Annotated in this window: 23 protein-coding genes; 13 read left to right on the top strand and 10 right to left on the bottom strand. The window is 70.2% G+C overall.

Going from position 1 to position 25,137, the window contains the following annotated elements:
* Nucleotides 1-121: 121 nt before the first annotated feature.
* Nucleotides 122-649 carry an Rv1476 family membrane protein gene (locus ACWEMY_RS03820; RefSeq protein WP_452388755.1) on the bottom strand — a complete coding sequence of 176 codons (528 nt, stop codon included), beginning with the start codon at nucleotides 647-649 and terminating at the stop codon, nucleotides 122-124.
* A gap of 304 nt (nucleotides 650-953) precedes the next feature.
* On the opposite strand from ACWEMY_RS03820, the gene acnA reads away from it, so the two are divergent.
* The 3 genes from acnA to ACWEMY_RS03805 all read left to right on the top strand — a co-directional run bounded on the left by acnA (nucleotide 954) and on the right by ACWEMY_RS03805 (nucleotide 7,528).
* A complete protein-coding gene (gene acnA / locus ACWEMY_RS03815; protein WP_452388754.1) occupies nucleotides 954-3,767 on the top strand; it encodes an aconitate hydratase AcnA in 2,814 nt (937 codons plus the stop codon).
* Between the two features lie 135 nt (nucleotides 3,768-3,902).
* A complete protein-coding gene (locus tag ACWEMY_RS03810) occupies nucleotides 3,903-4,469 on the top strand; it encodes a TetR/AcrR family transcriptional regulator (RefSeq protein ID WP_278264340.1) in 567 nt (188 codons plus the stop codon).
* A gap of 38 nt (nucleotides 4,470-4,507) precedes the next feature.
* Complete coding sequence (locus tag ACWEMY_RS03805; protein ID WP_452388753.1) at nucleotides 4,508-7,528, top strand: protein kinase domain-containing protein; 3,021 nt, start codon at nucleotides 4,508-4,510, stop codon at nucleotides 7,526-7,528.
* A gap of 16 nt (nucleotides 7,529-7,544) precedes the next feature.
* Here the strand turns inward: ACWEMY_RS03805 and ACWEMY_RS03800 are convergent, their stop codons facing one another.
* Complete coding sequence (locus tag ACWEMY_RS03800; protein WP_375928544.1) at nucleotides 7,545-8,045, bottom strand: MarR family winged helix-turn-helix transcriptional regulator; 501 nt, start codon at nucleotides 8,043-8,045, stop codon at nucleotides 7,545-7,547.
* Nucleotides 8,046-8,110: 65 nt separating this feature from the next.
* Here ACWEMY_RS03800 and ACWEMY_RS03795 point away from each other — a divergent pair, with 65 nt between their 5' ends.
* From ACWEMY_RS03795 to ACWEMY_RS03780, 4 genes are all read left to right on the top strand, one after another.
* A complete protein-coding gene (locus ACWEMY_RS03795) occupies nucleotides 8,111-8,605 on the top strand; it encodes a cupin domain-containing protein (RefSeq protein ID WP_452388752.1) in 495 nt (164 codons plus the stop codon).
* Between the two features lie 82 nt (nucleotides 8,606-8,687).
* A complete protein-coding gene (locus ACWEMY_RS03790; RefSeq protein WP_452388751.1) occupies nucleotides 8,688-9,107 on the top strand; it encodes an acyl-CoA thioesterase in 420 nt (139 codons plus the stop codon).
* A gap of 290 nt (nucleotides 9,108-9,397) precedes the next feature.
* Nucleotides 9,398-9,817: a hypothetical protein gene (locus ACWEMY_RS03785; RefSeq protein ID WP_375928550.1), complete on the top strand. Its 420-nt coding sequence runs from the start codon at nucleotides 9,398-9,400 to the stop codon at nucleotides 9,815-9,817.
* A 13-nt stretch (nucleotides 9,818-9,830) separates the two neighbouring features.
* Complete coding sequence (locus ACWEMY_RS03780) at nucleotides 9,831-10,790, top strand: hypothetical protein (RefSeq protein WP_452388750.1); 960 nt, start codon at nucleotides 9,831-9,833, stop codon at nucleotides 10,788-10,790.
* Nucleotides 10,791-10,797: 7 nt separating this feature from the next.
* Here the strand turns inward: ACWEMY_RS03780 and ACWEMY_RS03775 are convergent, their stop codons facing one another.
* Together ACWEMY_RS03775 and ACWEMY_RS03770 are read right to left on the bottom strand one after the other, a co-directional pair.
* Nucleotides 10,798-11,067 (bottom strand): helix-turn-helix domain-containing protein, encoded by a 270-nt coding sequence (locus ACWEMY_RS03775; protein ID WP_375928554.1) that lies wholly within the window; start codon nucleotides 11,065-11,067, stop codon nucleotides 10,798-10,800.
* Nucleotides 11,068-11,222: 155 nt separating this feature from the next.
* A complete protein-coding gene (locus ACWEMY_RS03770) occupies nucleotides 11,223-12,854 on the bottom strand; it encodes an ABC-F family ATP-binding cassette domain-containing protein (protein WP_375928556.1) in 1,632 nt (543 codons plus the stop codon).
* A gap of 147 nt (nucleotides 12,855-13,001) precedes the next feature.
* On the opposite strand from ACWEMY_RS03770, the gene ACWEMY_RS03765 reads away from it, so the two are divergent.
* A complete protein-coding gene (locus ACWEMY_RS03765; RefSeq protein ID WP_452388749.1) occupies nucleotides 13,002-13,766 on the top strand; it encodes an SDR family oxidoreductase in 765 nt (254 codons plus the stop codon).
* Between the two features lie 67 nt (nucleotides 13,767-13,833).
* Here the strand turns inward: ACWEMY_RS03765 and ACWEMY_RS03760 are convergent, their stop codons facing one another.
* On the bottom strand, nucleotides 13,834-16,164 hold the full coding sequence (locus ACWEMY_RS03760; RefSeq protein ID WP_452388748.1) for an MMPL family transporter: 2,331 nt from the start codon (nucleotides 16,162-16,164) through the stop codon (nucleotides 13,834-13,836).
* A gap of 151 nt (nucleotides 16,165-16,315) precedes the next feature.
* The gene (locus tag ACWEMY_RS03755; protein WP_452388747.1) at nucleotides 16,316-17,389 is read right to left on the bottom strand and encodes a lycopene cyclase family protein; all 1,074 of its coding nucleotides are present in this window, start codon (nucleotides 17,387-17,389) and stop codon (nucleotides 16,316-16,318) included.
* A 110-nt stretch (nucleotides 17,390-17,499) separates the two neighbouring features.
* Between ACWEMY_RS03755 and ku the strand changes: the two genes are divergently transcribed.
* The 5 genes from ku (at nucleotide 17,500) to ACWEMY_RS03730 (ending at nucleotide 21,650) form a co-directional block, all read left to right on the top strand.
* On the top strand, nucleotides 17,500-18,414 hold the full coding sequence (ku, locus tag ACWEMY_RS03750) for a non-homologous end joining protein Ku (RefSeq protein WP_452388746.1): 915 nt from the start codon (nucleotides 17,500-17,502) through the stop codon (nucleotides 18,412-18,414).
* Between the two features lie 19 nt (nucleotides 18,415-18,433).
* Entirely contained in the window at nucleotides 18,434-18,985 is a 552-nt protein-coding gene (locus ACWEMY_RS03745; RefSeq protein WP_452388745.1) for a GNAT family N-acetyltransferase, read from the top strand.
* Nucleotides 18,986-19,111: 126 nt separating this feature from the next.
* Nucleotides 19,112-19,984, top strand: a complete 873-nt coding sequence (locus ACWEMY_RS03740; protein WP_452388744.1) for a MetQ/NlpA family ABC transporter substrate-binding protein — start codon at nucleotides 19,112-19,114, stop codon at nucleotides 19,982-19,984.
* Nucleotides 19,981-20,988, top strand: a complete 1,008-nt coding sequence (locus ACWEMY_RS03735) for a methionine ABC transporter ATP-binding protein (RefSeq protein WP_452388743.1) — start codon at nucleotides 19,981-19,983, stop codon at nucleotides 20,986-20,988. The genes ACWEMY_RS03740 and ACWEMY_RS03735 overlap by 4 nt, the downstream gene beginning before the upstream one ends.
* Complete coding sequence (locus tag ACWEMY_RS03730) at nucleotides 20,988-21,650, top strand: methionine ABC transporter permease (protein WP_375928572.1); 663 nt, start codon at nucleotides 20,988-20,990, stop codon at nucleotides 21,648-21,650. The genes ACWEMY_RS03735 and ACWEMY_RS03730 overlap by 1 nt, the downstream gene beginning before the upstream one ends.
* Nucleotides 21,651-21,699: 49 nt before the next feature.
* Here the strand turns inward: ACWEMY_RS03730 and ACWEMY_RS03725 are convergent, their stop codons facing one another.
* The 4 genes from ACWEMY_RS03725 to ACWEMY_RS03710 all read right to left on the bottom strand — a co-directional run bounded on the left by ACWEMY_RS03725 (nucleotide 21,700) and on the right by ACWEMY_RS03710 (nucleotide 25,107).
* Nucleotides 21,700-22,200: a DUF4189 domain-containing protein gene (locus ACWEMY_RS03725; RefSeq protein WP_452388742.1), complete on the bottom strand. Its 501-nt coding sequence runs from the start codon at nucleotides 22,198-22,200 to the stop codon at nucleotides 21,700-21,702.
* 261 nt (nucleotides 22,201-22,461) lie between these two features.
* Nucleotides 22,462-23,016, bottom strand: coding sequence for an NADAR family protein (locus ACWEMY_RS03720; RefSeq protein WP_452388741.1), 555 nt, complete (start codon nucleotides 23,014-23,016; stop codon nucleotides 22,462-22,464).
* 66 nt (nucleotides 23,017-23,082) lie between these two features.
* Nucleotides 23,083-23,736: a lipid II flippase MurJ gene (locus tag ACWEMY_RS03715; RefSeq protein WP_452388740.1), complete on the bottom strand. Its 654-nt coding sequence runs from the start codon at nucleotides 23,734-23,736 to the stop codon at nucleotides 23,083-23,085.
* 312 nt (nucleotides 23,737-24,048) lie between these two features.
* Nucleotides 24,049-25,107 carry an alpha/beta hydrolase gene (locus tag ACWEMY_RS03710; RefSeq protein ID WP_375928580.1) on the bottom strand — a complete coding sequence of 353 codons (1,059 nt, stop codon included), beginning with the start codon at nucleotides 25,105-25,107 and terminating at the stop codon, nucleotides 24,049-24,051.
* Between the last annotated feature and the right edge of the window lie 30 nt (nucleotides 25,108-25,137).

Raw genomic sequence — 25,137 nt, 5'->3', positions numbered from 1 at the left:
CATCCGCACCAGAACGACACGGGCGTAATTCGCGGATAGCCCAAAGTTAGCCTGTCGAAGGACAGGTTTCTCCCGCGATAAACAGACCGAAGGTCTGGGTATGTGACTGAAGGGAAACCAGTTAACCGGCAGATCCCGCATCGGCGTGTGCCGACAGCGTCCGGTCCTCGGCGTCCGGGCCGCGCCGGACCTTCACGACATAGAGCCCGGCGATCACCAGGGCGGTCAGGGTCAGCAGGATCGCGGTGATCACACCCCAGGACGTACCCTCGGGCTGCTCGAGCCGATCGACGAAGGCTTGCACGGCCTCCTCGGGATGATTGCCCCGGTACTTGGCCGCGTCCTCGGCCCACTCCAGCCGGACCCGGCTGATGCTGTCGCTGTAGGTGCCGATCCAGTCGTCGCTGAAGACCGCGACGGTTCCGTGGGTGCTCTCGCCGAGCTGGGTGGCCAGGTCACGTAGGCTCGAGTCGTGGCCGGGATTGCCGGGAACGACGACGACACTGAGCGGGATCCCCTCGGATCGCGCCGCAGCGACGATCGCCGCGAGTTCCTCTTGGTCCTTGCCCTTGGGAGCGGCGACGTGATTGTCGGCGAGATCGGATTCGACACTGCTCGGCACAATGTTCGGCGGCAGTTCCGCGGCCATCGGCGCAAAGGTGTAGAAGGTCATCTTCCGTCCGGTCTGTCGAGCCTCGGTCGCCTGGCGTGCGACGGGCGTCCAACACTGCAGGGTGAGCGTCACTGCTGTCTGTCCCCGACTCGCTCGACAGGCACAGTACGCGACTCCACGGTCGAACACGGCGCCACGGCACCCACAACCGCCCCCGCGTATTTCATAGGACAAGCGTACTGTTAGGCTCGTACCGCGAGGAAACCGGCGCTCACGGCGCCGGATCCCCTCCGAAGACGCGAGCCGCCGGCACAGCCCCGCCGGCGGCACACCCTCACACATGAGTGGAGCTGACGTGACGAAGATTGATACCTTCGGCGCCAAGGGCACGCTCGAGGTCGGAAGCAACTCCTACGAGATCTTCCGTCTCTCGGCCGTCCCCGGCACCGAGAAGCTGCCCTACGCCCTGAAGGTGCTGGCGGAGAACCTGCTGCGCACCGAGGACGGCGCCAACATCACCGCCGACCACATCCGCGAGATCGCGAACTGGGACCCGTCGGCGCAGCCGAACGTGGAGATCCAGTTCACCCCCGCGCGCGTGATCATGCAGGACTTCACCGGCGTGCCCTGTGTGGTCGACCTCGCCACCATGCGTGAGGCCGTCACCGCCCTCGGCGGCGACCCGAGCAAGGTCAACCCGCTCTCCCCCGCCGACATGGTCATCGACCACTCGGTCATCCTGGACGTCTTCGGCCGCGCCGACGCGCTGGAGCGCAACGTCGAGCTCGAGTACGAGCGCAACGGCGAGCGCTACCAGTTCCTGCGCTGGGGCCAGGGCGCCTTCGACGACTTCAAGGTCGTCCCCCCGGGCATGGGCATCGTCCACCAGGTCAACATCGAGTACCTGGCCCCCACCGTCATGGTCCGCAACGGCCAGGCCTACCCCGACACCTGTGTCGGCACCGACTCGCACACCACCATGGTCAACGGCCTCGGCGTGCTGGGCTGGGGCGTGGGTGGCATCGAGGCCGAGGCCGCGATGCTGGGCCAGCCGGTCTCCATGCTGATCCCGCGCGTCGTCGGCTTCAAGCTGACCGGTGAGATCAAGCCCGGCGTCACCGCCACCGACGTGGTGCTGACCGTCACCGACATGCTGCGCAAGCACGGCGTTGTCGGCAAGTTCGTCGAGTTCTACGGCGCCGGTGTGTCCGAGGTGCCGCTGGCCAACCGCGCCACCCTGGGCAACATGAGCCCCGAGTTCGGTTCCACCGCGGCGATCTTCCCGATCGACGAGGAGACCATCAAGTACCTGCGCCTGACCGGCCGCAGCGACGAGCAGCTCGCGCTCGTCGAGGCGTACGCCAAGGAACAGGGCATGTGGCACGACGCCGACAAGGAGCCCGCGTACTCGGAGTACCTGGAGCTGGACCTGGGCACCGTGGTGCCGTCCATCGCCGGCCCGAAGCGCCCGCAGGACCGCATCCTGCTCAGCGACTCCAAGCGCGCCTTCCGCTCCGACATCGTCAACTACGTCGGCGAGGGCGAGCTGACCGCGCTCGACGAGGCGGGCGAGGAGTCCTTCCCCGCGTCGGATTCGGTCGCCGTGTCCGCCAACGCCGCCGACGACACCTACACCCCGGCCCACTCGGCCGCCAAGGGTGCCAACGGCCGCCCGTCCAAGCCGGTCCAGGTGCGCTCGGCCGAGCGCGGTGACTTCGTCCTCGATCACGGCGCGGTCGTCGTCGCGGGCATCACCTCCTGCACCAACACCTCCAACCCGTCGGTCATGCTGGGCGCCGCCCTGCTCGCCCGCAACGCGGTGGAGAAGGGCCTGTCGTCCAAGCCGTGGGTGAAGACCAACATGGCGCCGGGTTCGCAGGTCGTCTCCGACTACTACGAGAAGGCCGGTCTGTGGCCCTACCTCGAGAAGCTCGGCTTCTACGTCGGTGGCTACGGCTGCACCACCTGCATCGGTAACACCGGCCCGCTGCCCGAGGAGATCTCGGCCGCGATCAACGACAACGACCTCTCGGTCACCGCCGTGCTCTCGGGTAACCGCAACTTCGAGGGTCGTATCTCCCCCGACGTGAAGATGAACTACCTGGCCTCCCCGCCGCTGGTCATCGCCTACGCGCTCGCGGGCACCATGGACTTCGACTTCGAGACCGACGCGCTCGGCCAGGACACCGAGGGCAACGACGTCTTCCTGAAGGACATCTGGCCCTCGGCCCAGGAGATCGACGACACCATCAAGTCCTCGATCAACCAGGACATGTTCCGCAACTCCTACTCCACCGTCTTCGACGGTGACGAGCGCTGGCAGGGCCTGGCCACCCCGGAGGGCGACACCTTCGCGTGGGACGAGAAGTCGACCTACGTCCGCAAGGCGCCGTACTTCGACGGCATGTCGATGGACCCGAGCCCCGTCACCGACATCACCGGCGCGCGCGTGCTGGCGCTGCTGGGCGACTCGGTCACCACCGACCACATCTCCCCGGCAGGCCCGATCAAGCCCGGCACCCCCGCCGCGCAGTACCTCGACGCCAACGGTGTGGCCCGCAAGGACTACAACTCGCTGGGCTCGCGTCGCGGTAACCACGAGGTGATGATCCGCGGCACCTTCGCCAACATCCGGCTGCGCAACCAGCTGCTCGACGACGTCTCGGGTGGTTACACCCGCGACTTCACCCAGGACGGTGGCCCGCAGGCGTTCATCTACGACGCCTCGCAGAACTACCAGGCCGCGGGCATCCCGCTGGTCGTGCTGGGCGGCAAGGAATACGGTTCGGGTTCCTCGCGTGACTGGGCCGCGAAAGGCACCAGCCTGCTGGGCGTCAAGGCCGTCATCACCGAGTCGTTCGAGCGCATCCACCGCTCCAACCTCATCGGCATGGGCGTGGTGCCGCTGCAGTTCCCGCAGGGCGAGTCGGCCGCGTCGCTGGGCCTGACCGGCACCGAGACCTTCGACATCGAGGGCATCACCGCCCTCAACGAGGGTGTCACCCCGAAGACCGTCAAGGTCACCGCCACCGCCGAGGACGGCAAGAAGACCGTCTTCGACGCGGTCGTCCGCATCGACACCCCCGGTGAGGCCGACTACTACCGCAACGGCGGCATCCTGCAGTACGTCCTGCGCAATATGATCCGCGGGTAATCACCCCGGAGTCCGGTGGTGCAGTATCGAATGATGCTGTGCCACACGGGCATCCGCACCTGGATGCCCACCTCGCGACAGCCCCCGTCTCGGAATTCCGGGGCGGGGGCCCGTGTATTCCCCGTTGGAGGACTCATGCCCAAGGTCAGCGACGACCACCTCGCCGCCCGCCGCAGCCAGATCCTCGACGGCGCACGGCGCTGCTTCGCCGAATACGGCTACGACGGCGCCACCGTGCGCCGTCTGGAGGAGGCCATCGGCCTCTCGCGCGGCGCCATCTTCCACCACTTCCGCGACAAGGACGCGCTGTTCTTCGCCCTGGCCAAGGACGACGCCGAACGCATGGCCGAGGTCGCGGCCAATCAGGGCATCGTGCAGGTCATGCGGGACATGCTCGCCCGCCCCGAGGAATTCAACTGGCTCGGCACGCGGCTCGAGATCGCCCGTCGCGTGCGCACCGACCCCGATTTCCGGGCGGGCTGGACCCAGCGCTCGGCCGAACTGACCGCCGCCACCCTGGCCCGCCTGGAACGCCGCAAGGCCGCGGGCGCGCTGCGCGACGACGTGCCCACCGATGTGTTGCTCGGCTACCTGGATCTGGTCCTGGACGGCCTGATCGCGCGCATCGCCTCCGGCCACACCGACGACAATCTCTCCGCCGTGCTGGACCTGGTCGAGGCCTCGGTCCGCCGCCGCGACTGAGAACCGCACCGCCGCAACCCTTCCGGTTAGGGTGAGGGGTGTCGGTCAGCCGCGAATTCGTCCTCGATCTCACCCGTCGAGCCGCCCGTGATCTGGGCATGCGCACCTACTGGACCTCCGGAATTCTGCTGCTGGCCCTGGTGCAGGCGTGCCGTCGTGACGCGCTGAGCCTGCCCGCCGCGGACCGTCACGACGCGCGCCGTGGCGCACTGGCCGAGGAACTCGGCGAACTCCGTGACATGGTGTGGCGCGCGGGGATCGATCCCGATCGGGCCGCCGAGACGGCCGCGGCGACCTGGCGGGCCGACCACTCCGCACCGTGCCACGAGGACGAACCGCGCCTGCGCCCGCACACGCAGGCCACCCTGGTCCTGGGCCGCATGCACGAGCGCGCCGCGGCCGATCCCCGCGCCACGGCCGGCTACGGCGCGCCCGATCCCCGTGCCGTCCACCTGTTCCTGGGTCTGCTCGACCATCCCGACGGCGCCGTCGGCACGTTCCTGCGCGAGCTCGGCACCGATGTCGTCGCCGCCAGGGAGGCGGCGGCGGTGCCGGGTGACGAGTGGGCGCTGGGCGAGGTGGTCGACGAGCGCTACGAGGTCACCGCGATCATCACCGCGGGCGGCATGGGTGTGGTCTACCGGGTCCACCACCGTGATTGGGGCGTCGATCTCGCGGTGAAGGCACCGCGCGCGGAGCATTTCGCCGACCCGTCGGTGCTGCCGATGTTCGAGGCCGAGGCGCGCGCCTGGCTCGAACTCGGCGAGCACCCGAATGTCGTGGCCTGCCGCTATGTTTCGCGCTATCGCGGGTTGCCGCGGGTGCTGGCCGAGTGGGTGCCCGGCGGCAGTCTCGCCGACGCGATCGAGGACCGCGCGCTCTACGCGCAGGGCAGCGCGACCGCGCTCGCCCGGATTCTCGACATCGCGATCCAGAGCGCGTGGGGGCTCGATCACGTGCACCGGTGCGGTCTCGTGCACCAGGACGTCAAGCCGGGCAATATCCTGCTCGCGCCCGAGCCCGACGGCCGCACGCTCGCAAAGATCACCGATATCGGCCTGGCCAGGGCGTGGACGGTGGGCGCGCCCCGGCAGGTCGAGGCCCTGCGCCGGGCGGTGGATCTGGCCGGGACGGTGGCCGCCGGATACGCCGGGTACACCCCCGCCTTCTGCTCGCCCGAGCAGCACGCCTGGTCCACCGGGACCCGGCAGCTGCTCGACCGGGCCACCGATGTGTGGTCGTGGGCCGCGACGGTCCTGGCGATGTTCCACGGGCACCGCCCCTCGATGCTCGGGACCGAGGCGCCGCGCCTGCTGGACCAGCTCGTCGACGGCACCGGCCCGGCACCACGTCCCGCACCGGATGTCCCCCCGCTGGCACCGGAGATCGCCGAGGTGCTCGCACAGTGCCTGCGGCCCTACGCCTATCGGCCGCACGACATGAACGCCGTCGCCGACCGGCTGATCGCCGCCCACCGCAGGCTCTTCGGTGCGGACTATCCGCGCGGGCGCCCGGCCGCGCCCGCACGGCGCCCGGTCGAGGCCGTGGTCAACGAGGCGCTGTCGTGGCTGGAGCTCGGTGAGCTCGGTACCGCCCGCGCGCTGCTGAGCGCCGCGGTCGAGCAGGACCCCACCCACCCCTACGCGGTCTACCATCGCCTCCGGCTGGACTGGAGGACCGGCGCGATCACCGACCTCGAGATGCGGGCGGGTGTGCTGGACGCGCAGCGCTCGGACCCGCTCGACCCGGTGTACGAGCTGTTCCTCGGCGCGGTCGCGCTGGAACGGTGTGACGGCGGCGGGTCGCGCAGGCACCTCGACCTGCTCCCCTGGCAGCTGCCCCACGATCCGATGGCCCAGCGCCTGCTGACCACGGCCCATCACCGCCAGGTCCACGGCACCGCGTCCACCGAACGGTTCGGCGCACCCATCGGGCGCCTCGACGCCGACGGAGGGGTCCACCTTCTCGCGGACGCACCCGCGACACCACCGCGTTCCGCCGCCGATCCGGCATCGCCGATCGTCGCGACCGGTACCGACGGCGCGCTGGCCGTGGTCGGCACGGCTACGGGCGCGGTGTTCCTCGCGGAGGTGTCCACCGGCCGGGTTCTGCGCACCCTGGTCACCGGGGGCCCGCCGGTGACCCACGCCGTCCTGGCCGACCGGGACACGAAGGTCGTGGTCGCGACACAGGACGGCACGGTGCGAACCTTTTACGTCTCCCGGCGCGTCGAGGCACCCCTGCTGCTGCCACCGCCGGGGTGGCGGCACCGGCAACGCGCCGTGCGCGCTGCCGTGGACCTGACCCGGCAGCTCTTCGCCGCCGGGAAACTGCCCGAGGCACGCGCCTGCCTGCGCGCGGCCGACCAGCTGCCGACCGCGCAGCGCCACCCCGCGCTGGTCCGGTTGCGGCGCGAGGTCCTCGGCCACCGGCGCGGGGAATTCCGGACGCTGTGGCCCCGGCCGCTGGGCATCCGGTCGTGCGAACGGATCCGCCTCGCCGCCGACGGCACCCGGGTCGCGGTGCTCGCTCCCCGGGACTTCGACGGGGTCACCACCCCGGGCTGGTGGTGGATCGACACCATCACCCGGGAGACGACCCCGGCCGACGGGCCGCCTGCCGTCCCGGCGGCCCTGCTGCCCGACGGGTCCCGGCTCGAGGTCGACCCGAACGGTCAGCTGATCAGGACGACAGTGGACGGGCGATCACACCCGGCCGGCGTGGAAGGCGTGGACCGGGTGCAGGTCAGCGCGGACGGGCGCACCGCCTTGCTCACCGGACGCGACGGCTCCCAGCGCGTCTGGTATCCGGACCAGGAGCGGACCGGTGCGGCCCTGCCACCCGGTCCGGTCGCCGCGGCCGCGCTCGCGGCGGATGGCACCTTCGCACTCGTGTACCGCAGCGGACTGACACTGTTCGACCTGTCCACCGGCGAACTGTCCGACGACACCTACCGTTCCCTCACCGGCCTGGCCGAGATCCAGCTGTCCGCCGACGGCCGCACCGCGATCACCCGGGAACCCACCGCGGTCACCGTCTGGGAGCTGCTCTGGGACTGATCCGCCGTCGGCGCGATCAGGTTTCCCACTCCCGCAGGAGTTCTCGTGCGATGCGGTCCAGGGCCGCGCGGTCGGCGGGGGCCAGGACCGACAGCATGGCCGTCTCGTTCTCGGTGTGCGCCACCACGACGGTGTCGACCAGGTCCCGGCCCGCCTCGGTGAGTGCCACGCGCACGGCCCGGCGATCGACCCGGTCGGCGATCCGGCGCACCAGCCCGGCGGTCTCGAGCCGGTCGATCCGGCCGGTCATCCCGGCGCGCGAGAGCATCAGCGTGTCGGCGAGCACCGAGGGGTTGAGCTCGAACGGCGCGCCCGAACGGCGCAGTGCCGCGAGCACATCGAACTCGCCGCGCTGCAGGCCGTGGTCGGCGAACACGGCTTCGATGCGCGCGGTCGCCACCGTGAGCAACCGGCCCAGCCTGCCGAACACCGCCATCGCGTCCAGGTCGAGTTCGGGCCGCTCGCGCCGCCACTGCGCGACGATCGCGTCCACCACATCCGGGTTCGGTTCATCCATGGACAAGATTCTATTCGACGGGATATAGTTCGGTAGCGAATTATAAACCGACGAACGGAATGGTCATGACGAACACCCGCGAGATCGCCCTCTGCCTGCCCGAGGACGCCGAGACCCTCGGCACCGAGTCCGTCCGGATGCGCCTGCTCACCGACGCCAACGCCAGCGACGGCGCCGTGAGCACCCTGGAGGTCACCATGACCCAGGGCGCCGACGGCGCCGCACCGCACTTCCACACCCGCTCCGACGAGCTGTTCTACGTCGCCGACGGGGAACTGCAGGTCATGGCGGGCGACCGGATCCTCACCGTCGGGGCGGGCGGTTCGCTGGTCGTTCCCCGGCACATGCCGCACGCCTTCGGCGCCACCCCCGACAGCGGCGCGCGCATCCTCATCGCGCTGATGCCGGGCGTGCAGCGCTTCGAGTACTTCCGCCTGCTCGACCGGCTGCTGCGCGGCGAGGCGGGTCACGACGAATTCGTCGCCGCCCAGGAGGAATTCGACAACCACTTCGTCGACGCGCCCGCCTGGTGGGCCGAGCGCAACGCCCAGCGCCGCTGATCATGCGACCACCGGCCACGATGTGTCCGAGATTGCACCGGAATCGGGAACATCGGCGGCGAAGCCGTCGGTTGTACACCGTATGACGTTCTCCGTACCGGTCCTCGTCCGCGGCTACGAGCTCGACACCCAGGGCCACCTCAACCACGCCGTCTACCACCAGTACGGCGAACACGCCCGCTGGGAGCTGCTGCGCGCGGCGGGCATCCCCCAGGACAAATTCCTGGCCAGCGGCATCGGCGCGGTGGTCCTCGAATCGACCATCAAGTACAAGCGTGAGCTGCGTGGTGGCGACGAGGTCACCGTGAGCTGCGCGGCCGAGTGGCGCGAGGGCGAGAAGGTCTTCCGCTTCCACCACCGCATCGTCAAGCTCGACGGCACCGTCGCCGCGGAGATCACCGTGGTGGCAGGCGCGATGGATCTCACCACCCGCAAGCTCGTCCCGAATCCGGGACAGCACTTCCGCAACCTCGCCGAGCACCCCGAGCTGCTCGGGCTCTGAACTGCGCCGACGGCGCGACGGGAATCGCTACCGGGCAATTGCCCGGCGACTCCCGTCGCGCCGTCGCCGTTTTCATTAGCTGATCAATTGCCGGATCGACAGGCGGGCGACCGCCCCGGTTGTCCGAAATTCTCTCCCCGCAAGGGGATCACGCGCCGCTCGGCGGTTTGCCCGGCGCCCCGCAAATCTGGCGAACCGGCTCGGTGGCGGTCACGTTCGCGCTATGATCCGAAGCACCTTCGGGGGTTCTGGCAAATTGTGAGCAGACGACAAGATCGGAGTGACCATCCATGACCGACGCCGTCCACCCGCCCGCTGCCGCGTCGCCCCGGGACCGGGGCCCCGCCCTGCGCGGAGTGCTGGTGGCCGAGTCCGAGCGCGACATCTCCGTCCGGGTCGAGGGAGGTACCTGGACCTTCGATCGCCGGGATGTCCTGCGGCTCATCGAGGATCGCGCCGAGGCGGGCGCCCGGGAGGTGCGCGTCGACATCCGGCCCGGCGCCACCGCCGACTTCACCCGCCGGATGCGCGTGGAACTCGTCGAGCGGCCGATCACCCTGGCCACCGACCCGTCCGAGGCCCTCGGTGACGAGCTGCTGACCCAGGCCACCCGCCGCTGGGCGGGCAAGCTCCGGATCGCCGAACGGGGCGGGACCGCGGGAGCCACGTTCACCTTCCGGGACGGCATCAACTGCGACAGTCTCGACTGAAGCGGCGCGGGCCATGGAACGCGCGACCGATGCCGTGCTCATCGTCTCCGAAACCGACGACCTGCATGCCGACGCGCTCGCGGCCACCCTGCGCGACCAGCACCGGCTCGATCCCCTGCGCCTGGATCTGCGCGACTTCCCCACCGAGACAGGCAGTTTCCGGCTCGACAAGGCGGGCACCAACCGCGCGATGTCGCACGTGCACGGTCTCGACGACGTGCGCGCGGTGTGGTGGCGCAGGCCGCATCCGTGCCGGGTGCCGCGCGGCGTGCGCGCGGCCGACGACGAGTTCCGCCAGGCCGAATGCGACGGATTCCTGCAGGGCATGCTGTGGTCCATCCCGGCCTACTGGGTCAACGATCCGGCGGCCGAACGCACGGCGGCCCGCAAGATCGTGCAACTCGAAACCGCCCAGCGCGCCGGATTCACCATCCCGGAGACGCTGATCACCAACGACCCCGACGAGGCCCGCAGTTTCGTCGAATCCCGGTGCGGCCCCGTGGTGTACAAGCGCACCGGGACCGGGCGCGGGGAGTTCTCCGAGACCAGGATCATCACCCGCCCCGAACTGAAACGGCTCACCTCGATCCGGTCGACACCGACCACCTTCCAGGAATACCTGGAGGCCGAGGCGGATCTGCGCGTGGTGTGGGTCGACGGTGTCGAGTGGGCGGTACGCATCGACTCGCAGGCGGGTGTCGGCCGGGTCGACTCCCGGCTCGACACCTCGGTCGCCTTCGCGCACGAGCGTCTGCCCGCCGCGATCAGCAAGTCCCTCGCGACGCTGATGGGCGCGCTCGGGCTGAGCTTCGGCGTGGTCGATCTGCGCCTGGGCACCGACGGCGAGTACTACTTCCTCGAGGTCAACCCGCAGGGACAGTTCGCCTACCTGGAGATCAAGACCGGGCTGCCCCTGTTCGCCAGCCTCGCGAACCTGCTGGTCCGCGGCGACGGGGCCGTGCCCGGGTGGTGACGGCGGCTCAGTCGGCCGGATTCTTGCGGCGATTGGCGCCGCCGCGCCCGCGCAGTTCGACGTGTGACTCGACCAGCACATTGTGAATGAAGCCGTACGAGCGGCCGGTGGCCCTGGCCAGGGAACGGATGCTCGCTCCCGCCTCGTACTGCTTCTTCAGCTGGGACTGCAACCGGTCACGGGACTTGCCCGTCACCCGGGTGCCCTTTCCCAGCGCGGCCTTGCCGATGGTCTTTCCCTTGGCCGACCTTGCGGCCTGTCTCGCACTGTCGCTCATGGCTTCCTCCGAGTCGCCGAGCAGCTCATTCCAGGCTAGACACTCCGCTCTCGGTGATCAACGAAAACAGTGATGAAACTCACCCGACGCCCGCGAGTTCCGTCGCGACACAGCGTTTCACGCAAGAAACGCCGCCCGCTGCGGGCCCTGACGGATCAGGCGAGGTCGATCAGCTCCGCGTACTCGTTGGACCAGTGGTCCTCGGTGCCGTCGGGCAGCAGGATCACGCGCTCGGGGTTGAGGGCCTCGGCGGCGCCCGGGTCGTGGGTCACCAGCACGACCGCGCCCGCGTAGGTGCGCAGCGCCTCGAGCACCTGCTCGCGCGAGATCGGGTCGAGGTTGTTGGTGGGCTCGTCGAGCAGCAGCACATTGGCCGCCGAGGAGACCAGACCGGCCAGCGCCAGGCGGGTCTTCTCACCACCGGACAGGGTGCCCGCGGGCTGCTCGAGCTGCGGGCCGGAGAACATGAACGCGCCCAGCAGACTGCGCAGCTCCTGCTCGCCGGCGTCCGGGGAGGCGTGGCGGATGTTCTCCCACACCGTGGCGGCGTCGTCGAGGGTGTCGTGCTCCTGGGCGAAATAGCCGACCTTGAGGCCGCGGCCCTGCTCGACGCCGCCCGAGGTGGGTGTCTCGACACCCGCGAGCAGCTTGAGCATGGTGGTCTTACCCGCGCCGTTGAGGCCGAGCACCACCACGCGGCTGCCCTTGTCGACGGCGAAGTTCACGCCGGTGAAGATCTCGAGCGACCCGTAGAGCTTGGTCAGGTTCTTGACCATGAGCGGGGTCTTGCTGCACGGCGCGGGCTCGGGGAAACGGATGCGGGCCACCTTGTCGGCCACGCGCACGTCGTCGAGCTCCGACATCAGCCGTTCGGCGCGCCGCACCATCTGGTGGGCCGCAGCGGCTTTGGTGGCCTTGGCACCGAGCTTGGCGGCCTGCTGACGCAGCGCGCTCGCCTTCTTCTCGGCGTTGGCGCGCTCGCGCACCCGGCGCTGCTCGTCGGTGGCGCGGGCGTCGAGGTATTTCTTCCAGCCCATGTTGTAGACGTCGGGCTCACCGCGCACGGCGTCGAGGAACCACACTTTGTTGACCACGGCCTCGAGCAGTTCCACATCGTGGCTGATCACGATCAGGCCGCCGTCGTGGTTCTGCAGGAAGCCGCGCAGCCAGGTGATGGAGTCGGCGTCGAGGTGGTTGGTGGGCTCGTCGAGCAGCAGGATGCGGTCGGAGCGGCCACCGCTGCCGTCGGAGGCGGAGAACAGGATGCGCGCGAGCTCGATGCGGCGGCGCTGACCACCGGAGAGAGTGCGCAGCTGCTGGCCGAGCACGCGGTCGGGCAGGCCGAGGCTGTGGCAGATGCGGGCGGCCTCGCTCTCGGCGACATAGCCGCCGAGGGAGGAGAACTGGTCCTCGAGGCGGCCGTACTTGCGGATCGCCTTCTCGCGTTCCTTCTCGTCGGCCACCTCGGCCATGAGCGCCTGCTGCTTCTCCATGTCGCGGATCAGCGTGTCCAGGCCGCGCGCGGAGAGCACCCGGTCGCGGGCGATCACATCGAGATCGCCCTCCTTCGGGTCCTGCGGCAGGTAGCCGATGTCGGTGGAGCGGGTGATCTTGCCCGCGTAGGGCTCGCCCTCACCGGCCAGGATGCGCAGCGTGGTGGTCTTGCCCGCGCCGTTGCGGCCGACCAGTCCGATCCGGTCGCCGGACTGCACCCGCAGCGCCGGCCCTGGGGCCGAGAGCAGGGTGCGGACTCCGGCCCGGACCTCCAGGTCGGTCGCCGTGATCACAGAGCTTCTCCTCGTGTCGGAACAGGATGGTCGCCGCGCAGGCCCATGGTGCACCGCCGGCCGCGGCAAGAACCACCTATTTTACCGCCGCGGCGCGACAGGACCGAACCCGGCGCCGCCGGGTGTGAGCGTGGTTACTCTCGTGCCATGACTACCGATCTTCTCGGCCGCACTGCCCTCGTCACCGGCGCCAGCCGCGGCATCGGCCTGGCCACCGCCGCCGAACTGCTGCGCCGCGGCGCGAACGTGCTGATCACCGCCCGCAAACCCGAGCCGCTCGAGGACGCGGCCGTCGAGCTGCGCGCGCTCGGCCACAAGGGCCAGGTGAGCACGCTGGCGGGCAACGCGGGTGACGCGGACGCGCGCGCCGAGGCGGTGGCCCGCGCCGTCGCCGAGTTCGGCTCGCTCGACATCCTGGTCAACAACACCGGCATCAACCCGGTCTACGGCTCGCTCATGGACGCCGACCTGGGCGCGGTCGGCAAGATCTTCGACGTGAACGTCGTCGCGGCGCTGGGCTATGTGCAGCAGGCCTATCGCGCGTGGATGGCCGAGCACGGCGGCGCGGTGGTGAACGTGGCCAGCGTGGCGGGCATCCGGTCCTCGGGCGTGATCTCGGCCTACGGCGCGTCCAAGTCGGCGCTGATCCGGCTCACCGAGGAGCTGGCCTGGCAGCTGGGCCCGAACATCCGCGTCAACGCGGTGGCGCCGGGCGTGGTGAAGACCAAGTTCGCCGACGCGCTGTTCTCCGCCGACGAGGAGCGCGCCGCGAGCGCCTACCCGCTCAAGCGCCTGGGCGCCCCCGAGGACGTGGCCCGGCTGATCGCCTTCCTGGTCTCCGACGAGGCGGCCTGGATCACCGGCGACTGTGTGCGCGTCGACGGCGGCCTGCTCGCCACCGGCGGCATCTGACCCCGCGATCGACGAGGGGCGGCACCGACTCCACAGTCGCTGCCGCCCCTCGTCGTCCGGTGACCGGTCAGTCCGCGGTCTCCCGGGAACCGGCGGCGGGAGTGAGTTCGGCCTCGGCCCTGGCGGCTTCGGCGCGCGCCTCCTCGGCACGGGCCAGCGGATCGACCACGACGATCTCCTCGGCCCTGCCCGTCACCCCGAGCGGGTCACGGACCGGGATGTCCTGGCGCAGCGCCCGGCCGCCCTCGTCCAGGCCGACGCGGTCGTGCAGGCGGCGCAGGAATTCCGGCGCGTACCAGTTGGCGTCACCGAGCAGCTTCATCGCGGCGGGCAGCAGGAAGCCACGCACCAGGGTGGCGTCGACGATGACCGCGAGCGGCAGGCCGATGCCGAAGGCCTTCATGAAGGTGATGTCGGAGGCCAGGAAGCCCAGGAACACCAGCGAGATCAGGATGGCGGCGGCGGTGACGATGCGGCCGATCCGTTCCAGCCCCAGCGCCACCGCGGTCTCGTTCTTGCCGGTGCGGTCGTATTCCTCGCGGATGCGCGAGAGCAGGAACACCTGGTAGTCCATCGCCAGACCGAAGGCCGCGGCGAACAGCATCACCGGCACCGTGGCCGACAGGTCACCGGTGACGGTGAAGCCCAGCAGCCCCGACAGGTGCCCGTCCTGGAAGATCCAGACCAGCGCACCGAAGGTCGCGGTGAGGCTGAGCGCGCTCAGGATCACCGCCAGCACGGGCAGCACCACGCTGCCGGTGAGCAGGAACAGCACGATCAGCATCAGCACGATCACGAAGCCCAGCGCCCACGGCAGCGCGTCCTCGATGGCGGCGATGGAGTCGACATTGGCCGCGGCCACGCCGCCGACCAGCAGCTCGCTCGGCACCGGCACCGCGCGCACCTGCTCGACCAGCGCGGCCAGGGCGTGCGAATCGGTGGTGGCGGGCACGATCGACAGGTACGCGGCGCGCTCGGCGCGGAAGCGGGCGTTGGCCGCGGTCGGCTCGGCCAGCAGGCCGCCCTGGGCGTAGCTGCCGGTGGCGGTGTCGACGCGGCGCACGTCGTCGAGGTCGGAGAGTTCGCGCGCGATCGCGTCCAGGCCGTCGGCGCTGTAGGCGCTCTCGGGCAGCACCGCGACCAGGGTGTTCTGGTCGCTCTCACTGAAATCGCGGTGGATGATCTCGGTGACCTGCCGGGAGTTCATCGACTCCGGCAGCGTCCGCTCGTCGGGGAAGCCGAGTTTCACCCCGAGGAACGGGGCACCCAGCAGCAGCAGGAACGCGGCAACGGCCAGGCCGATCGGCAGCGGCCTGCGCATCACGGCGGTGGCCAGCTTGTGCCAGGCGCCCTCACCGGGTGCCGGGCGCGGGGCCCGCAGGAACCACCAGCCGAGCTGGCCCTTGTCGACGCGGCTGCCCAGCAGCAGGAGGGTGGCGGGCAGCACGGTCAGCGCCACCAGCGCGGCCAGCGCGGCGACGGCGATGCCCGCGTAACCCATCGACCGGATCGCCAGCAGCGGGAAGAACAGCAGCCCGGCCAGGGCGACCGCGACGGTGAGCGCGGAGAAGGCGACGGTGCGGCCCGCGGTGCGCATGGTCGTGGCCACCGCACCGGCCGGACCGCGACCGGCGGCCAGCTCGTCGCGGAACCGGTTGACGATCAGCAGGCTGTAGTCGATGGCCAGACCGAGCCCGAGCAGGGTCGCCACATTGGTGGCGGTGACCGAGAGGGGGATGAACAGCGTCAGCAACCACAGCGTGCCCATGGTCAGCACCACGGTGACGACGGCGACCAGCAGCGGCAGACTCGCGGCGACCAGTCCGCCGAACACGAACAGCAGCGCGATCATGGTGAGCGGGAAGGCGATCGCCTCGCCGCGGGCGATATCGGTCTTGCTCTGCAGCACGGTCTCGTGCATGAGCATGGCGAAGCCGCCGACCCGCACCTGCAGCGGACCGTCCAGCCTGCTGAGATCGTTGGTGATGCCGGTGACGGTGTCGTCGATCTCGCGTTCGGTGCCGAGCACGCTGGCGACGATCAGGCCCTGTTTGCCGTCGACGCTGCGCAGCGCGGGCTGGTGGGTGGTCCAGTAGGACACCACGTCGGTGACCCCGCCGCGCTCGTGCAGGTTGGCGACCAATGCCGTTGCCGCGGAGACGGTTTCGGGATCGTCGACGGAGGATTCGGTCTGCACCAGCAGCACCAGGTTCGGCGAGCCCTGCCCGAATTCCTCGCGCAGGACGGTGAGCGCCCGGCTGGATTCGCTGCCGGGGTCGGTGTAGCCGCCGCCGTCCACCCGGTCGAACAGGGTGGCGCTGAGTGCGCCGAGCACCAGCGCGAGCACCGCGAATACGCCGAGCACCCAGCGGCTGCGCCGCTCGGTGAATTCGAACACCGGATCGTCTCCCTCACTCGTCACCCGCTGTCGCGGCACGCACCCGCCCGCATCCGATCCCGTTGCCGGGGCGGCGTGTTCGCTCGAGGATGGTAGCAACTCCCGGGCGTTCCCGCGGCCGCTCAGGACAGCCGCCCGACCCCCTCCTGGGCTACCGCCCAGTTAGCCCGAGGACCGAGGTGACGACGGTGCGGCGCAGGCGCGGCGGCACCGCCGCGAACACGCCCCGCATGGCGGCCGTGAGACCCGGCAGATCGGTGCCCGACAGGTAGGCGTGCTGCCGGTCGGCGGGCAGGCCGAAGAACACCTCGAAGAACACCGGGACCTCGGCCGGGGGCAGCGCGAGCAGGGCCCGCAGACCGGCCCGGCGCAGGGCGAGGACCGCGCGGGCCTCGGCCGTCCACAGCGGGTGCCCGGCGGCGACGGTGTCGGCGGCGGACAGCGCGGCGGCGACGCTGTACCCGGTGGCGGGATGGGTGAGGGCGCCCGCCGCACCGAAGCGACCGCCGCCGGGCCTGCCGCCCTGCACGGGGAAACGCACCCGCTCCACGGGTTCTGTTCCGGTGCGGACGACCCCCCGGGCGCGCAACCGGTGTTCGAGCCGGACGCGCAGGACCTCCGGGGTGAGGGCCGGGCGGCCCGCCAGGCAGGTCTCCTCGAGCAGCATCGTGTCCGGGCCGAGCGGCACGGCGTAGAGGAACGACGGGGGCTCGTCCGGCCCGGTGCCGTTGTCGCGGCGCCAGTCCATGAACAGCACCGGCTGGCCGGGATCGAGCACGGCCCGGTCCACGACCACGCCGTAGGCGGTCTGCTCGGCCCGGCCGGGCGCGCGGGCCAGACCGCGCGCGTCGACCACCCGCCCCCGCAAGCGCAGGCCGGACGCGGTGGTGACGGTCTCCTCCCCCACCTCGACGGCGGGCTCGGCGAGCACGTGTGCGCCGTCCAGCGTCAGCGAGCTCTGCAAGGCCGGGGTGTCGAGCACCTGGTACCGGCGCTGGATTCGGTGCTCGCGCACTGCCCAGGCGGTCGGCGCGTCGACCGTCGCCGCGATCGCCCCGGGGTCGAGCCAGCCGGGGAGTTCGTCGGCCCAGGCGGCGTAGGTGGGTGTCCAGACCCGGTCCGGATGCGGATCGATCACCGTCACCGACCGGCCCGCGGCCAGCGCGCGGTGGGCGACGGCCCGGCCCGCGGGGCCGAGTCCGCAGACGATCAGGTCGGCGTGCACCCGACGATTGGATCAGACGACACGAATTCCAGCACCGTCGGATCACGGCCGGGCACCATTTCGGTGCCGCGTGCTCGACCGTTGCCGGTAACTCGGTAATGATGGGGTGCATGAGATCGATCTGGAAGGGCTCGATCGCATTCGGGCTGGTCAATGTCCCGGTCAAGGTCTACACCGCGACCGAGGACCATGACATCCGGTTCCATCAGGTCCACGCCAAGGACGGCGGACGGATCAAATACGACCGTGTCTGCCAGGTGTGCGGCAAATCCGTGCAGTACGCCGATATCGACAAGGCCTATGTCGCGCCCGACGGCGAACAGGTCGTGCTCACCGACGCCGATTTCGCGACACTGCCCGCCGCCGAGAAACACGAGATCCCGGTACTGGAATTCGTGCCCTCCGACCAGATCGACCCGGTCCTGTTCGACAAGAGCTACTACCTCGAGCCGGATTCCACGACACCGAAGGCCTATCAACTGCTGGCGGCGACGCTGGAACGCATCGACAAGACCGCGCTGGTGCATTTCACCCTGCGCCAGAAGACCCGGCTCGCGGCGCTGCGCGTGCGCGACGGCATCCTCGTCCTGCAGACGCTGCTGTGGCCCGACGAGGTGCGCGCGGTCGATTTCCCGGCTCTCGACGAGGCGCCCGCGCCCCGCCCGCAGGAATTGAAGATGGCCGAGACTCTGGTCGAATCCATGTCGGGGGATTTCGATCCCGGCGAATACACCGACGAATACCAGATCGAGTTGCAGAAACTCCTCGACGACGCCATTGCCAGCGGTTCGGGCAAGGTCGACACTTCCGCCGCCACCGAATCGGCCGAACAACCCGACGCCGAGGTCGTCGATCTGGTCGCGGCTCTGCAGCGCAGTCTGGAGGCGGGCGGGCGCCGGGACAGCGAATCGGCGGCCCCGAAGAAATCCCCCGCGAAGAAGACCGCGAAAAAGGCCGCCGCCAAGAAGAGCACGGCCACGAAAGCCACGCCGCGCAAGTCGACGGCGACCCGCAAGGGCGCCTAGGTAGGGCACACTGGCGCTCATGGACACCGCGATCGCTGTCGTTGCGATGGGATTGGGACATCTGCGTCAAGTCCTCGATCTGGGCCACCAGGTCTTCGACACCACCACCAAGCCGTACACGTCGTGGTCGCTGACGGCGGTCGCCGAGCATCTGGACAGCCCCGACAACGCCTGCTGGGTCGCGCTGGACTCCGATCGGGTGGTCGGTTTCGTGCTCGGCTCGATGGAATTCGAGCACCGCAACGACTGGGGCTATCTGGAGTGGATCGCGGTCGCGCCGGACATGCAGGGCCACGGCATCGCCCGCAGGCTGGTGGACGTGTGCTCCACGGCGCTGTTCGCGCGCGGCGCCAAGCACATCGTCACCGATGTCGAGGACCGCAACAGCGCCTCGGCCGCCCTGATGACCAGCAGCGGTTTCGTGCCCGCCGCGACCGTCACGCTGCTGGTGCGCGCCAACCCGCGCAACGCGGGCGAGGACGCCGACCCCACCGTGCCGCCCATGCCCGCCACCACCCGGCGCGATCTGGCCCGGCGCGGTCGGCTGGCGGTGGAGCATCCCCGCCGCTGACCGCAAACTAGACGCCCGTCCAGCTTTTGGTGAGTGTTTCGTTCGTCCCGAATCAAACCCTGGCCGCGGGGAGCCCGGCCGGTTTCGATAGCCGGGTTCACCTTCGGCGAGTTTTCGGGAGTACAAGTGAAATTCCGGCGGGCACTGGCGATCCCGGTCCTGGTAGCGACCGCGGCCCTCACCCTCACCGCGTGCGGCTCCGACGACGCCGAATCGGGCACGGTGGTCCGCATCGGCACCACCGACCGGGACAAGGCCTGGGACGTGTTCGAGCAGAAGGCCACCGAACAGGGCATCACACTGAAGATCACCAACTTCTCCGACTACCAGCAGCCCAACGCGGCACTGGCGCAGAAGCAGATCGACGTCAACCTGTTCCAGCATCTGCAGTTCCTCGGCCAGTACAACGTGGCCAGTTCCGACACCCTCACCCCGATCGGTTCGACCTACATCGTGCCGCTGGGCCTGTACTCCAAGAAGCACAAGGCCCTGGCCGACATCCCCGCCGGCGGTGAGATCGCGATCCCCAACGATCCGACCAACCAGGCCCGCGCGCTGTTCGTGCTGCAGGCGGCCGGGCTGCTGAAGCTCACCGGCACCTCGGCCCAGCCGACCCCGGCCGATATCGACAAGGGCGCCTCCAAGGTGCGGGTGACCCCGGTCGACGCCGCCCAGACCGCGCTCTCGCTGGCCTCGGTCGACGGGTCGATCATCAACAACACCTTCCTCGAGCGCTCCGGTATCGACCCGCATTCGGCGCTCTACCAGGACGATCCGAAGAGCCCGGGCGCCGAGCCCTACATCAATGTGATCGTCACCCGCGCCGAGGACAAGACCAACCCGACGTATCTGAAGCTCGTCGAGATCTGGAAGGACCCGGCCGTGGCCGCCGCGCACGCCGAGGTCACCGGGAACACCGCGGTCGACGTGACCCGTCCGCCTGCGGAGCTGGAATCGATTCTCGACCGGGTGCAGCAGGGCATCCGCGCGAACAAGTGAGCGCGGCCGCCGTCGAGTTCCGCGCCGTCACCAAGGTCTTCGGCACGGGCGCCCAGCGGCACACCGCGCTCGACGGTATCGACCTGCGGATCGAACCGGGCGAGATCTTCGGGGTGATCGGCTATTCCGGGGCGGGCAAATCCACCCTGGTGCGCCTGATCAACGCGCTGGAGAAGCCGACCTCGGGCACCATCACCCTCTCCGGCACCCCCATCACCGGGGTGCCGGAGTCGGCGGTGCGCAGGCTGCGCCGCGATATCGGCATGGTGTTCCAGCAGTTCAACCTGTTCCGCTCGCGCACGGCCGCGGGCAATATCGAGTACCCGCTGAAGGTCGCGGGCTGGAAGCGGGCCGAGCGCAAGGCCCGCGTGGCCGAACTGCTCGAGTTCGTGGGACTCACCGACAAGGCGCGCGCCTATCCCGATCAGCTCTCCGGCGGACAGAAGCAGCGGGTCGGGATCGCCCGCGCGCTGGCGACCTCGCCCTCGCTGCTGCTCGCCGACGAGGCCACCTCGGCCCTGGACCCGGAGACCACCGGCGAGGTGCTGCGGCTGCTGCGCAAGATCAACACCGAACTCGGGGTGACCATCGTGGTGATCACCCACGAGATGGATGTGCTGCGCGCGGTCGCCGACCGGGTGGCGGTGCTCGCCGAGGGCCGCATCGTCGAACTGGCGTCCACCTTCGACGTGTTCGCGGCCCCGCAGGCCGCGCCGACCCGCTCGTTCGTGGCCACGGTCCTGCACAACCGGCCCGACGCGGCCGAGCTGGATCGGCTGCGCGCCCTGCACGGCGGCCGCCTGGTCACCGTCGATGTCGACGACCACTCCGGTGTCGGCGCGGCGCTGGCCACCGCGAGCGCGGCCGGGGTGCGGTTCGAGATCGTCTACGGCGGCGTGAGCACCCTGCAGGACAGGACCTTCGGCAGCATCACCCTGTCGCTGCACGGGCCGGACGACGCGGTGGACCGCGTCGTGGCCGACCTCGAGCGGAAGGCGGGCTGATGGACACCGACTGGACCAAACTGCGGCCGATCCTGTTCGAATCGATCGGCACCACCATCTATCTGGTCGGGGTGACCTTCGTGGTCGCGGGCGTGATCGGCCTGGTGCTGGGCACCGCGCTCTACACCACCCGCAAGGGCGGGCTGCTCGCCAACACGCCGATCCATCTGGTGCTCAATGTGCTGGTGAACGTGGTGCGCCCGATCCCGTTCATCATCCTGCTCGCCGCGCTGGGCCCGGTGACGCTCGAGGTGGTCGGCACGACCATCGGCGCGGAGGCGGCGCTGTTCGTGATGATCGTGGCCGCCTCGTTCGGCATCGCCCGGATCGTGGAGCAGAACCTGGTGACGGTGGACCCGGGCGTCATCGAGGCGGCGCGGGCGGTGGGGGCCGGGCCGCTGCGGATCATCCTCACCCTGCTGATCCCGGAAGCTCTCGGGCCGCTGATCCTCGGCTACACCTTCGTGGTGATCTCGATCGTGGACATCTCCGCGATGGCGGGCACCATCGGCGGTGGCGGGCTCGGCGATTTCGCGATCGTCTACGGCTATCAGCGATTCCAGTGGGAGGTGACGCTGGTCGCGGTGCTGATCATCATCGCCGGGGTGCAGGCGGTGCAGTTCTTCGGCAACTGGCTGGCGCGGCGGGTCCTGCGCCGCTGACACGAAGGGGCACGCACCGCGACGGTGCGTGCCCCTTGCCCCGCGTCGATCAGACGTTGGCCGTGCAGGCCGACAGGATGACGCCCGCCGCGCGCGGCGAGGCCGAACCCGGGTCCGGGAACGGCGGGGCGCTGAAGCCCAGCACGTCCACCGCGGCACGCTCGGCGGCGCCCAGGGTGTAGTCCCAGGCCCAGCCGAAGCGGTAGTCCGCGCCCTGGGCGACAGCGCCACAGGCATTGCGGAACTCGACGACGATCTGGCAGTCCCACACACCGCATTCGGCCAGGGCGGCACCGCGCGCGGCTTCCCAGCTGCCGTAGTTGACCGCCGAGGCGACCACGGCTTCCTGCGGCGACAGCGCCAGCGCGCCGTAGAGGTCACCGGCGGCGGCCCGGAAGCCACCGTCGCGCGAGACCGCGGTGTAGCCGGGCGCCTCGGCGATGGCCACACCGCTCTCGGCCGCGGCGGCCGGACCGGCGGTGACCACGGTGAACGCGGCGGCGGCCGACAGCGCGGCCACACCAAGGGCGGATTTGCCCACAACTGACATCAGAGAATCTCCCCATCGAAATGTCGGCTTCGCGGTCGAAGCCGGACCCATCATGAACCGCCACCGGCTACCTCGGGAAATAGCTTTCCCGCATCGCCCGGCGACCGTCCGGCGAAATCCGTGCCACCCGGACTCGTCCCGGGCACCAGCGGATTTCGTACTTTCCGACGCCCGATTCCTCCCGAACTGTGCGTCCGCCACAGACTAGCAATCCGCACCGACAGGTTTCGCGCCGCCGAAACCGTGTTCCCGCACCGGCGTTCACCCCCGCCCCGCCAGCTCCTCCCTGGCCCGCATCAACGCGAAACCCAGCAGATTCAGCCCCCGCCACGACGCCGGGTCCGTCACCCGCGGATCCCCGGCCGTCATCCCGATCCCCCAGATCCGTTCCCGCGGACTGGCTTCCACCAGCACCCGCTCCCCCGTCCCGAGCAGATACTCCCGCAACCGCTCGTCCCCACCGAACTTCGCCACACTCCCCGCCACCACGATCCCGAACCGCGCCTTCTCCCACTCCCCCTCGTCGAACCCCGAAACCTCCCGCCCCAAATTCTTCGCCTCCGCCGGATGCCCCACCCCCAGAACACGATCCGCCGTCACCGAGTCCCCGAACAACATCGCCTTGCGCCACATCATGTAATGCTCCGCCGTAGCGAACTCCACCCCCTCCACCACGAACGCCGCAGGCCACCACTGACTCAAACACCCCGCCCCGATCCCCCCGTCCCGCTGCGCCCGATGCCCCCAGAACGCCAGATACTTCGGCCGAGCCCCACCCTCGATCGCCCGGCACAACTCCCCGACAGACTCGATCATCACGACCCCTCCCAAGTTTTGGTCACACAGACCATACATCCGAGACGGGGACTGCCGCCAATGAATTCACGCCGGACGCAGCATCGCACGCACCGCGCGGAACTCGGGAATGCCGATGACGCAGGCCGCCACCGCGAACACCAGTATCGCGGCCACAGCCCCGGCCGCAGGAGCGGCGAGTCGCTCGGTCGCGGATACGGCGATCGTGAGGCGCGCCGCCACGAGAGCACCCACCCCGGCCACCCCGGCCAGAACAGTCGCCGTGACGACCCGGCCGACAGTGACCGCGACGGTGGAGAACCCGAGCAGCCCGTGCCTGCGCCGCAACATGACATGCCCCGCCACCGCGCCGACCACATAGGCCGCCGAGCCGGCGACACTCAGCATGACGATCACAGCGCGATCCCCGAGCACAGTGGCGGCCAGCACGAGCGTGCCGACCTTGACCGTCACCATGAGGAGGTTGAGCACCGCCGGCGTGCGGGTGTCGTTGTGGGCGTAGAACACCCGCATCTGCAGCATCACCAGCGCGAACGGCGCCAGGCCGAACGCCGAGCACGCGACAGCGGTCCCGATGAGCGCGGCGGAGCCATAGGGAACCTGGAACAGCAGCTCGGCGTAGGTATAGACCGAGACCCCACCGTGGTCGAACGCGATGCGCATCGTGATCACGACCCCGATCTGGCTGATCACCGCATAGACCAGCAGCCAGCCCAGCATCGGGAGACCGGCCCGAACCGGACGCAAGGTATAGGGCAACGGCCGTGCCCACCGCGCCCACCACCACGGTGACGCCGTAGAAGAAGATCTGCGGCAGCAACAGATATGCCAGCCACGTCGCCAGACGCCGCTGCTCGCCATCCGCGCACGATCCGTTGTAGGCGTCGCCGACCGCGGCGGTCCCGAGTACAGCCGCCACCACGAGCGTGCGTGCGAACCCGGTCACGCGGCTGATCACGCCCGCGATCGCGACTGTGCCACCGGACCACTCCGTGAAAACCCAGCCTACGGAGACGCTGCCGGGAGTCGCTGTCACGGAGCTGCGAACACGCCCTGTTCGACGGCTCCGGTCCAGAAGGTGTGGAGGTCTTGTTGCCAGTAGCCCCAGGAGTGGGTGCCTGCGGGGCGGAAGTCGAAGGTGGCGGGGATGGCGAGGGTGGTGAGGCGGGTGTGGAGTTGGCGGGTGCACTGGGCGGTGATGCTGTCGAGGACGCCGCCGACGAGGAGCTGGTCGGCCAGTTTCATGGGGTCGCCGCCGATGCGGGGGCCGTCGAGGGTGTCGAGGGGGCCGGGCAGGCCGTTGCCGGTGCTCACGTAGAGGCCGACGCCGCGCAGGCGTTCGGCGTGCAGGTAGGGGTCGTTGGCGGCCCAGGCGGGGTCACCGGGGGCGCCCCACAGGTTCACCGGATTGCCCTGGCGCGCGGTCACGATCGCCGACACCATGGCCTGACCGGCGGGATCACTGGTGCGCACGCAGCCGCTGAAGGACCCGGCGAGCCGGAACCGTCGCGGCTGTTCCTGTGCCATCCGGAACACCGCCGAACTGGCCATCGACACCCCGGCCACCGCGTCGCGGCCGGTGCCGTGGAAGGCGGAGTCGATGACCGGGGGCAGTTCGGCGGTGAGGAAGGTGAGCCAGCGCTGGGTGCCAAGGGCCGGGTCCTCGGCCTGCCAGTCGGCGTAGAAGGTGCCGCCCCCGCCGATCGGCATCACCACCGTGGCCTGGGCGCCGTCGAGGAAGTCCAGGACGTCGGTGCGGGTGAACCAGTTGCCGCCCGAACGCCAGTCCGCGGTCTCGGCGCCGCCGTCGACACCGTTGAGCAGATACAGCGCGCCCGCGGGCGCCGCGGGATCGGCGGCGGGCAGCACGGCCACGGTGATCGGGCGGTCCATCGCGGTGGAGAACACGGTCAGCTCGATCACCCGGCCGGGGCCCGCGGCCGTGGCGGCGACCGCGTACGAGCCGTCCGGTGCGGGCCGCGCCGCCGCGAGCGCCCGCGCCGCCACCGTCTCCGGGACCGGCTGCGCGAGCGCCACTCCGGGCAGGGCCAGTACCACGGCCGCGATCCAGCACACCAGCATGCCCCGCATCGGCGGCCACCTCCTCACACTCCGGTGGCG

It is taken from the genome of Nocardia sp. NPDC004415 (genome assembly GCF_053602435.1).
Note: the sequence above shows the minus strand (reverse complement) of the source record. Positions and strands in the feature narration are given on the sequence as shown.

Coding starts and splice junctions, on each gene's coding strand:
- ACWEMY_RS03820 (WP_452388755.1), bottom strand. CDS start 649: ATGGCCGCGGAACTGCCGCCGAACATTGTGCCGAGCAGTGTCGAATCC.
- acnA (WP_452388754.1), top strand. CDS start 954: ATGAGTGGAGCTGACGTGACGAAGATTGATACCTTCGGCGCCAAGGGC.
- ACWEMY_RS03810 (WP_278264340.1), top strand. CDS start 3,903: ATGCCCAAGGTCAGCGACGACCACCTCGCCGCCCGCCGCAGCCAGATC.
- ACWEMY_RS03800 (WP_375928544.1), bottom strand. CDS start 8,045: ATGGATGAACCGAACCCGGATGTGGTGGACGCGATCGTCGCGCAGTGG.
- ACWEMY_RS03795 (WP_452388752.1), top strand. CDS start 8,111: ATGACGAACACCCGCGAGATCGCCCTCTGCCTGCCCGAGGACGCCGAG.
- ACWEMY_RS03790 (WP_452388751.1), top strand. CDS start 8,688: ATGACGTTCTCCGTACCGGTCCTCGTCCGCGGCTACGAGCTCGACACC.
- ACWEMY_RS03785 (WP_375928550.1), top strand. CDS start 9,398: ATGACCGACGCCGTCCACCCGCCCGCTGCCGCGTCGCCCCGGGACCGG.
- ACWEMY_RS03780 (WP_452388750.1), top strand. CDS start 9,831: ATGGAACGCGCGACCGATGCCGTGCTCATCGTCTCCGAAACCGACGAC.
- ACWEMY_RS03775 (WP_375928554.1), bottom strand. CDS start 11,067: ATGAGCGACAGTGCGAGACAGGCCGCAAGGTCGGCCAAGGGAAAGACC.
- ACWEMY_RS03765 (WP_452388749.1), top strand. CDS start 13,002: ATGACTACCGATCTTCTCGGCCGCACTGCCCTCGTCACCGGCGCCAGC.
- ku (WP_452388746.1), top strand. CDS start 17,500: ATGAGATCGATCTGGAAGGGCTCGATCGCATTCGGGCTGGTCAATGTC.
- ACWEMY_RS03745 (WP_452388745.1), top strand. CDS start 18,434: ATGGACACCGCGATCGCTGTCGTTGCGATGGGATTGGGACATCTGCGT.
- ACWEMY_RS03730 (WP_375928572.1), top strand. CDS start 20,988: ATGGACACCGACTGGACCAAACTGCGGCCGATCCTGTTCGAATCGATC.
- ACWEMY_RS03725 (WP_452388742.1), bottom strand. CDS start 22,200: ATGTCAGTTGTGGGCAAATCCGCCCTTGGTGTGGCCGCGCTGTCGGCC.
- ACWEMY_RS03720 (WP_452388741.1), bottom strand. CDS start 23,016: ATGATCGAGTCTGTCGGGGAGTTGTGCCGGGCGATCGAGGGTGGGGCT.
- ACWEMY_RS03715 (WP_452388740.1), bottom strand. CDS start 23,736: ATGCTGGGCTGGCTGCTGGTCTATGCGGTGATCAGCCAGATCGGGGTC.
- ACWEMY_RS03710 (WP_375928580.1), bottom strand. CDS start 25,107: ATGCGGGGCATGCTGGTGTGCTGGATCGCGGCCGTGGTACTGGCCCTG.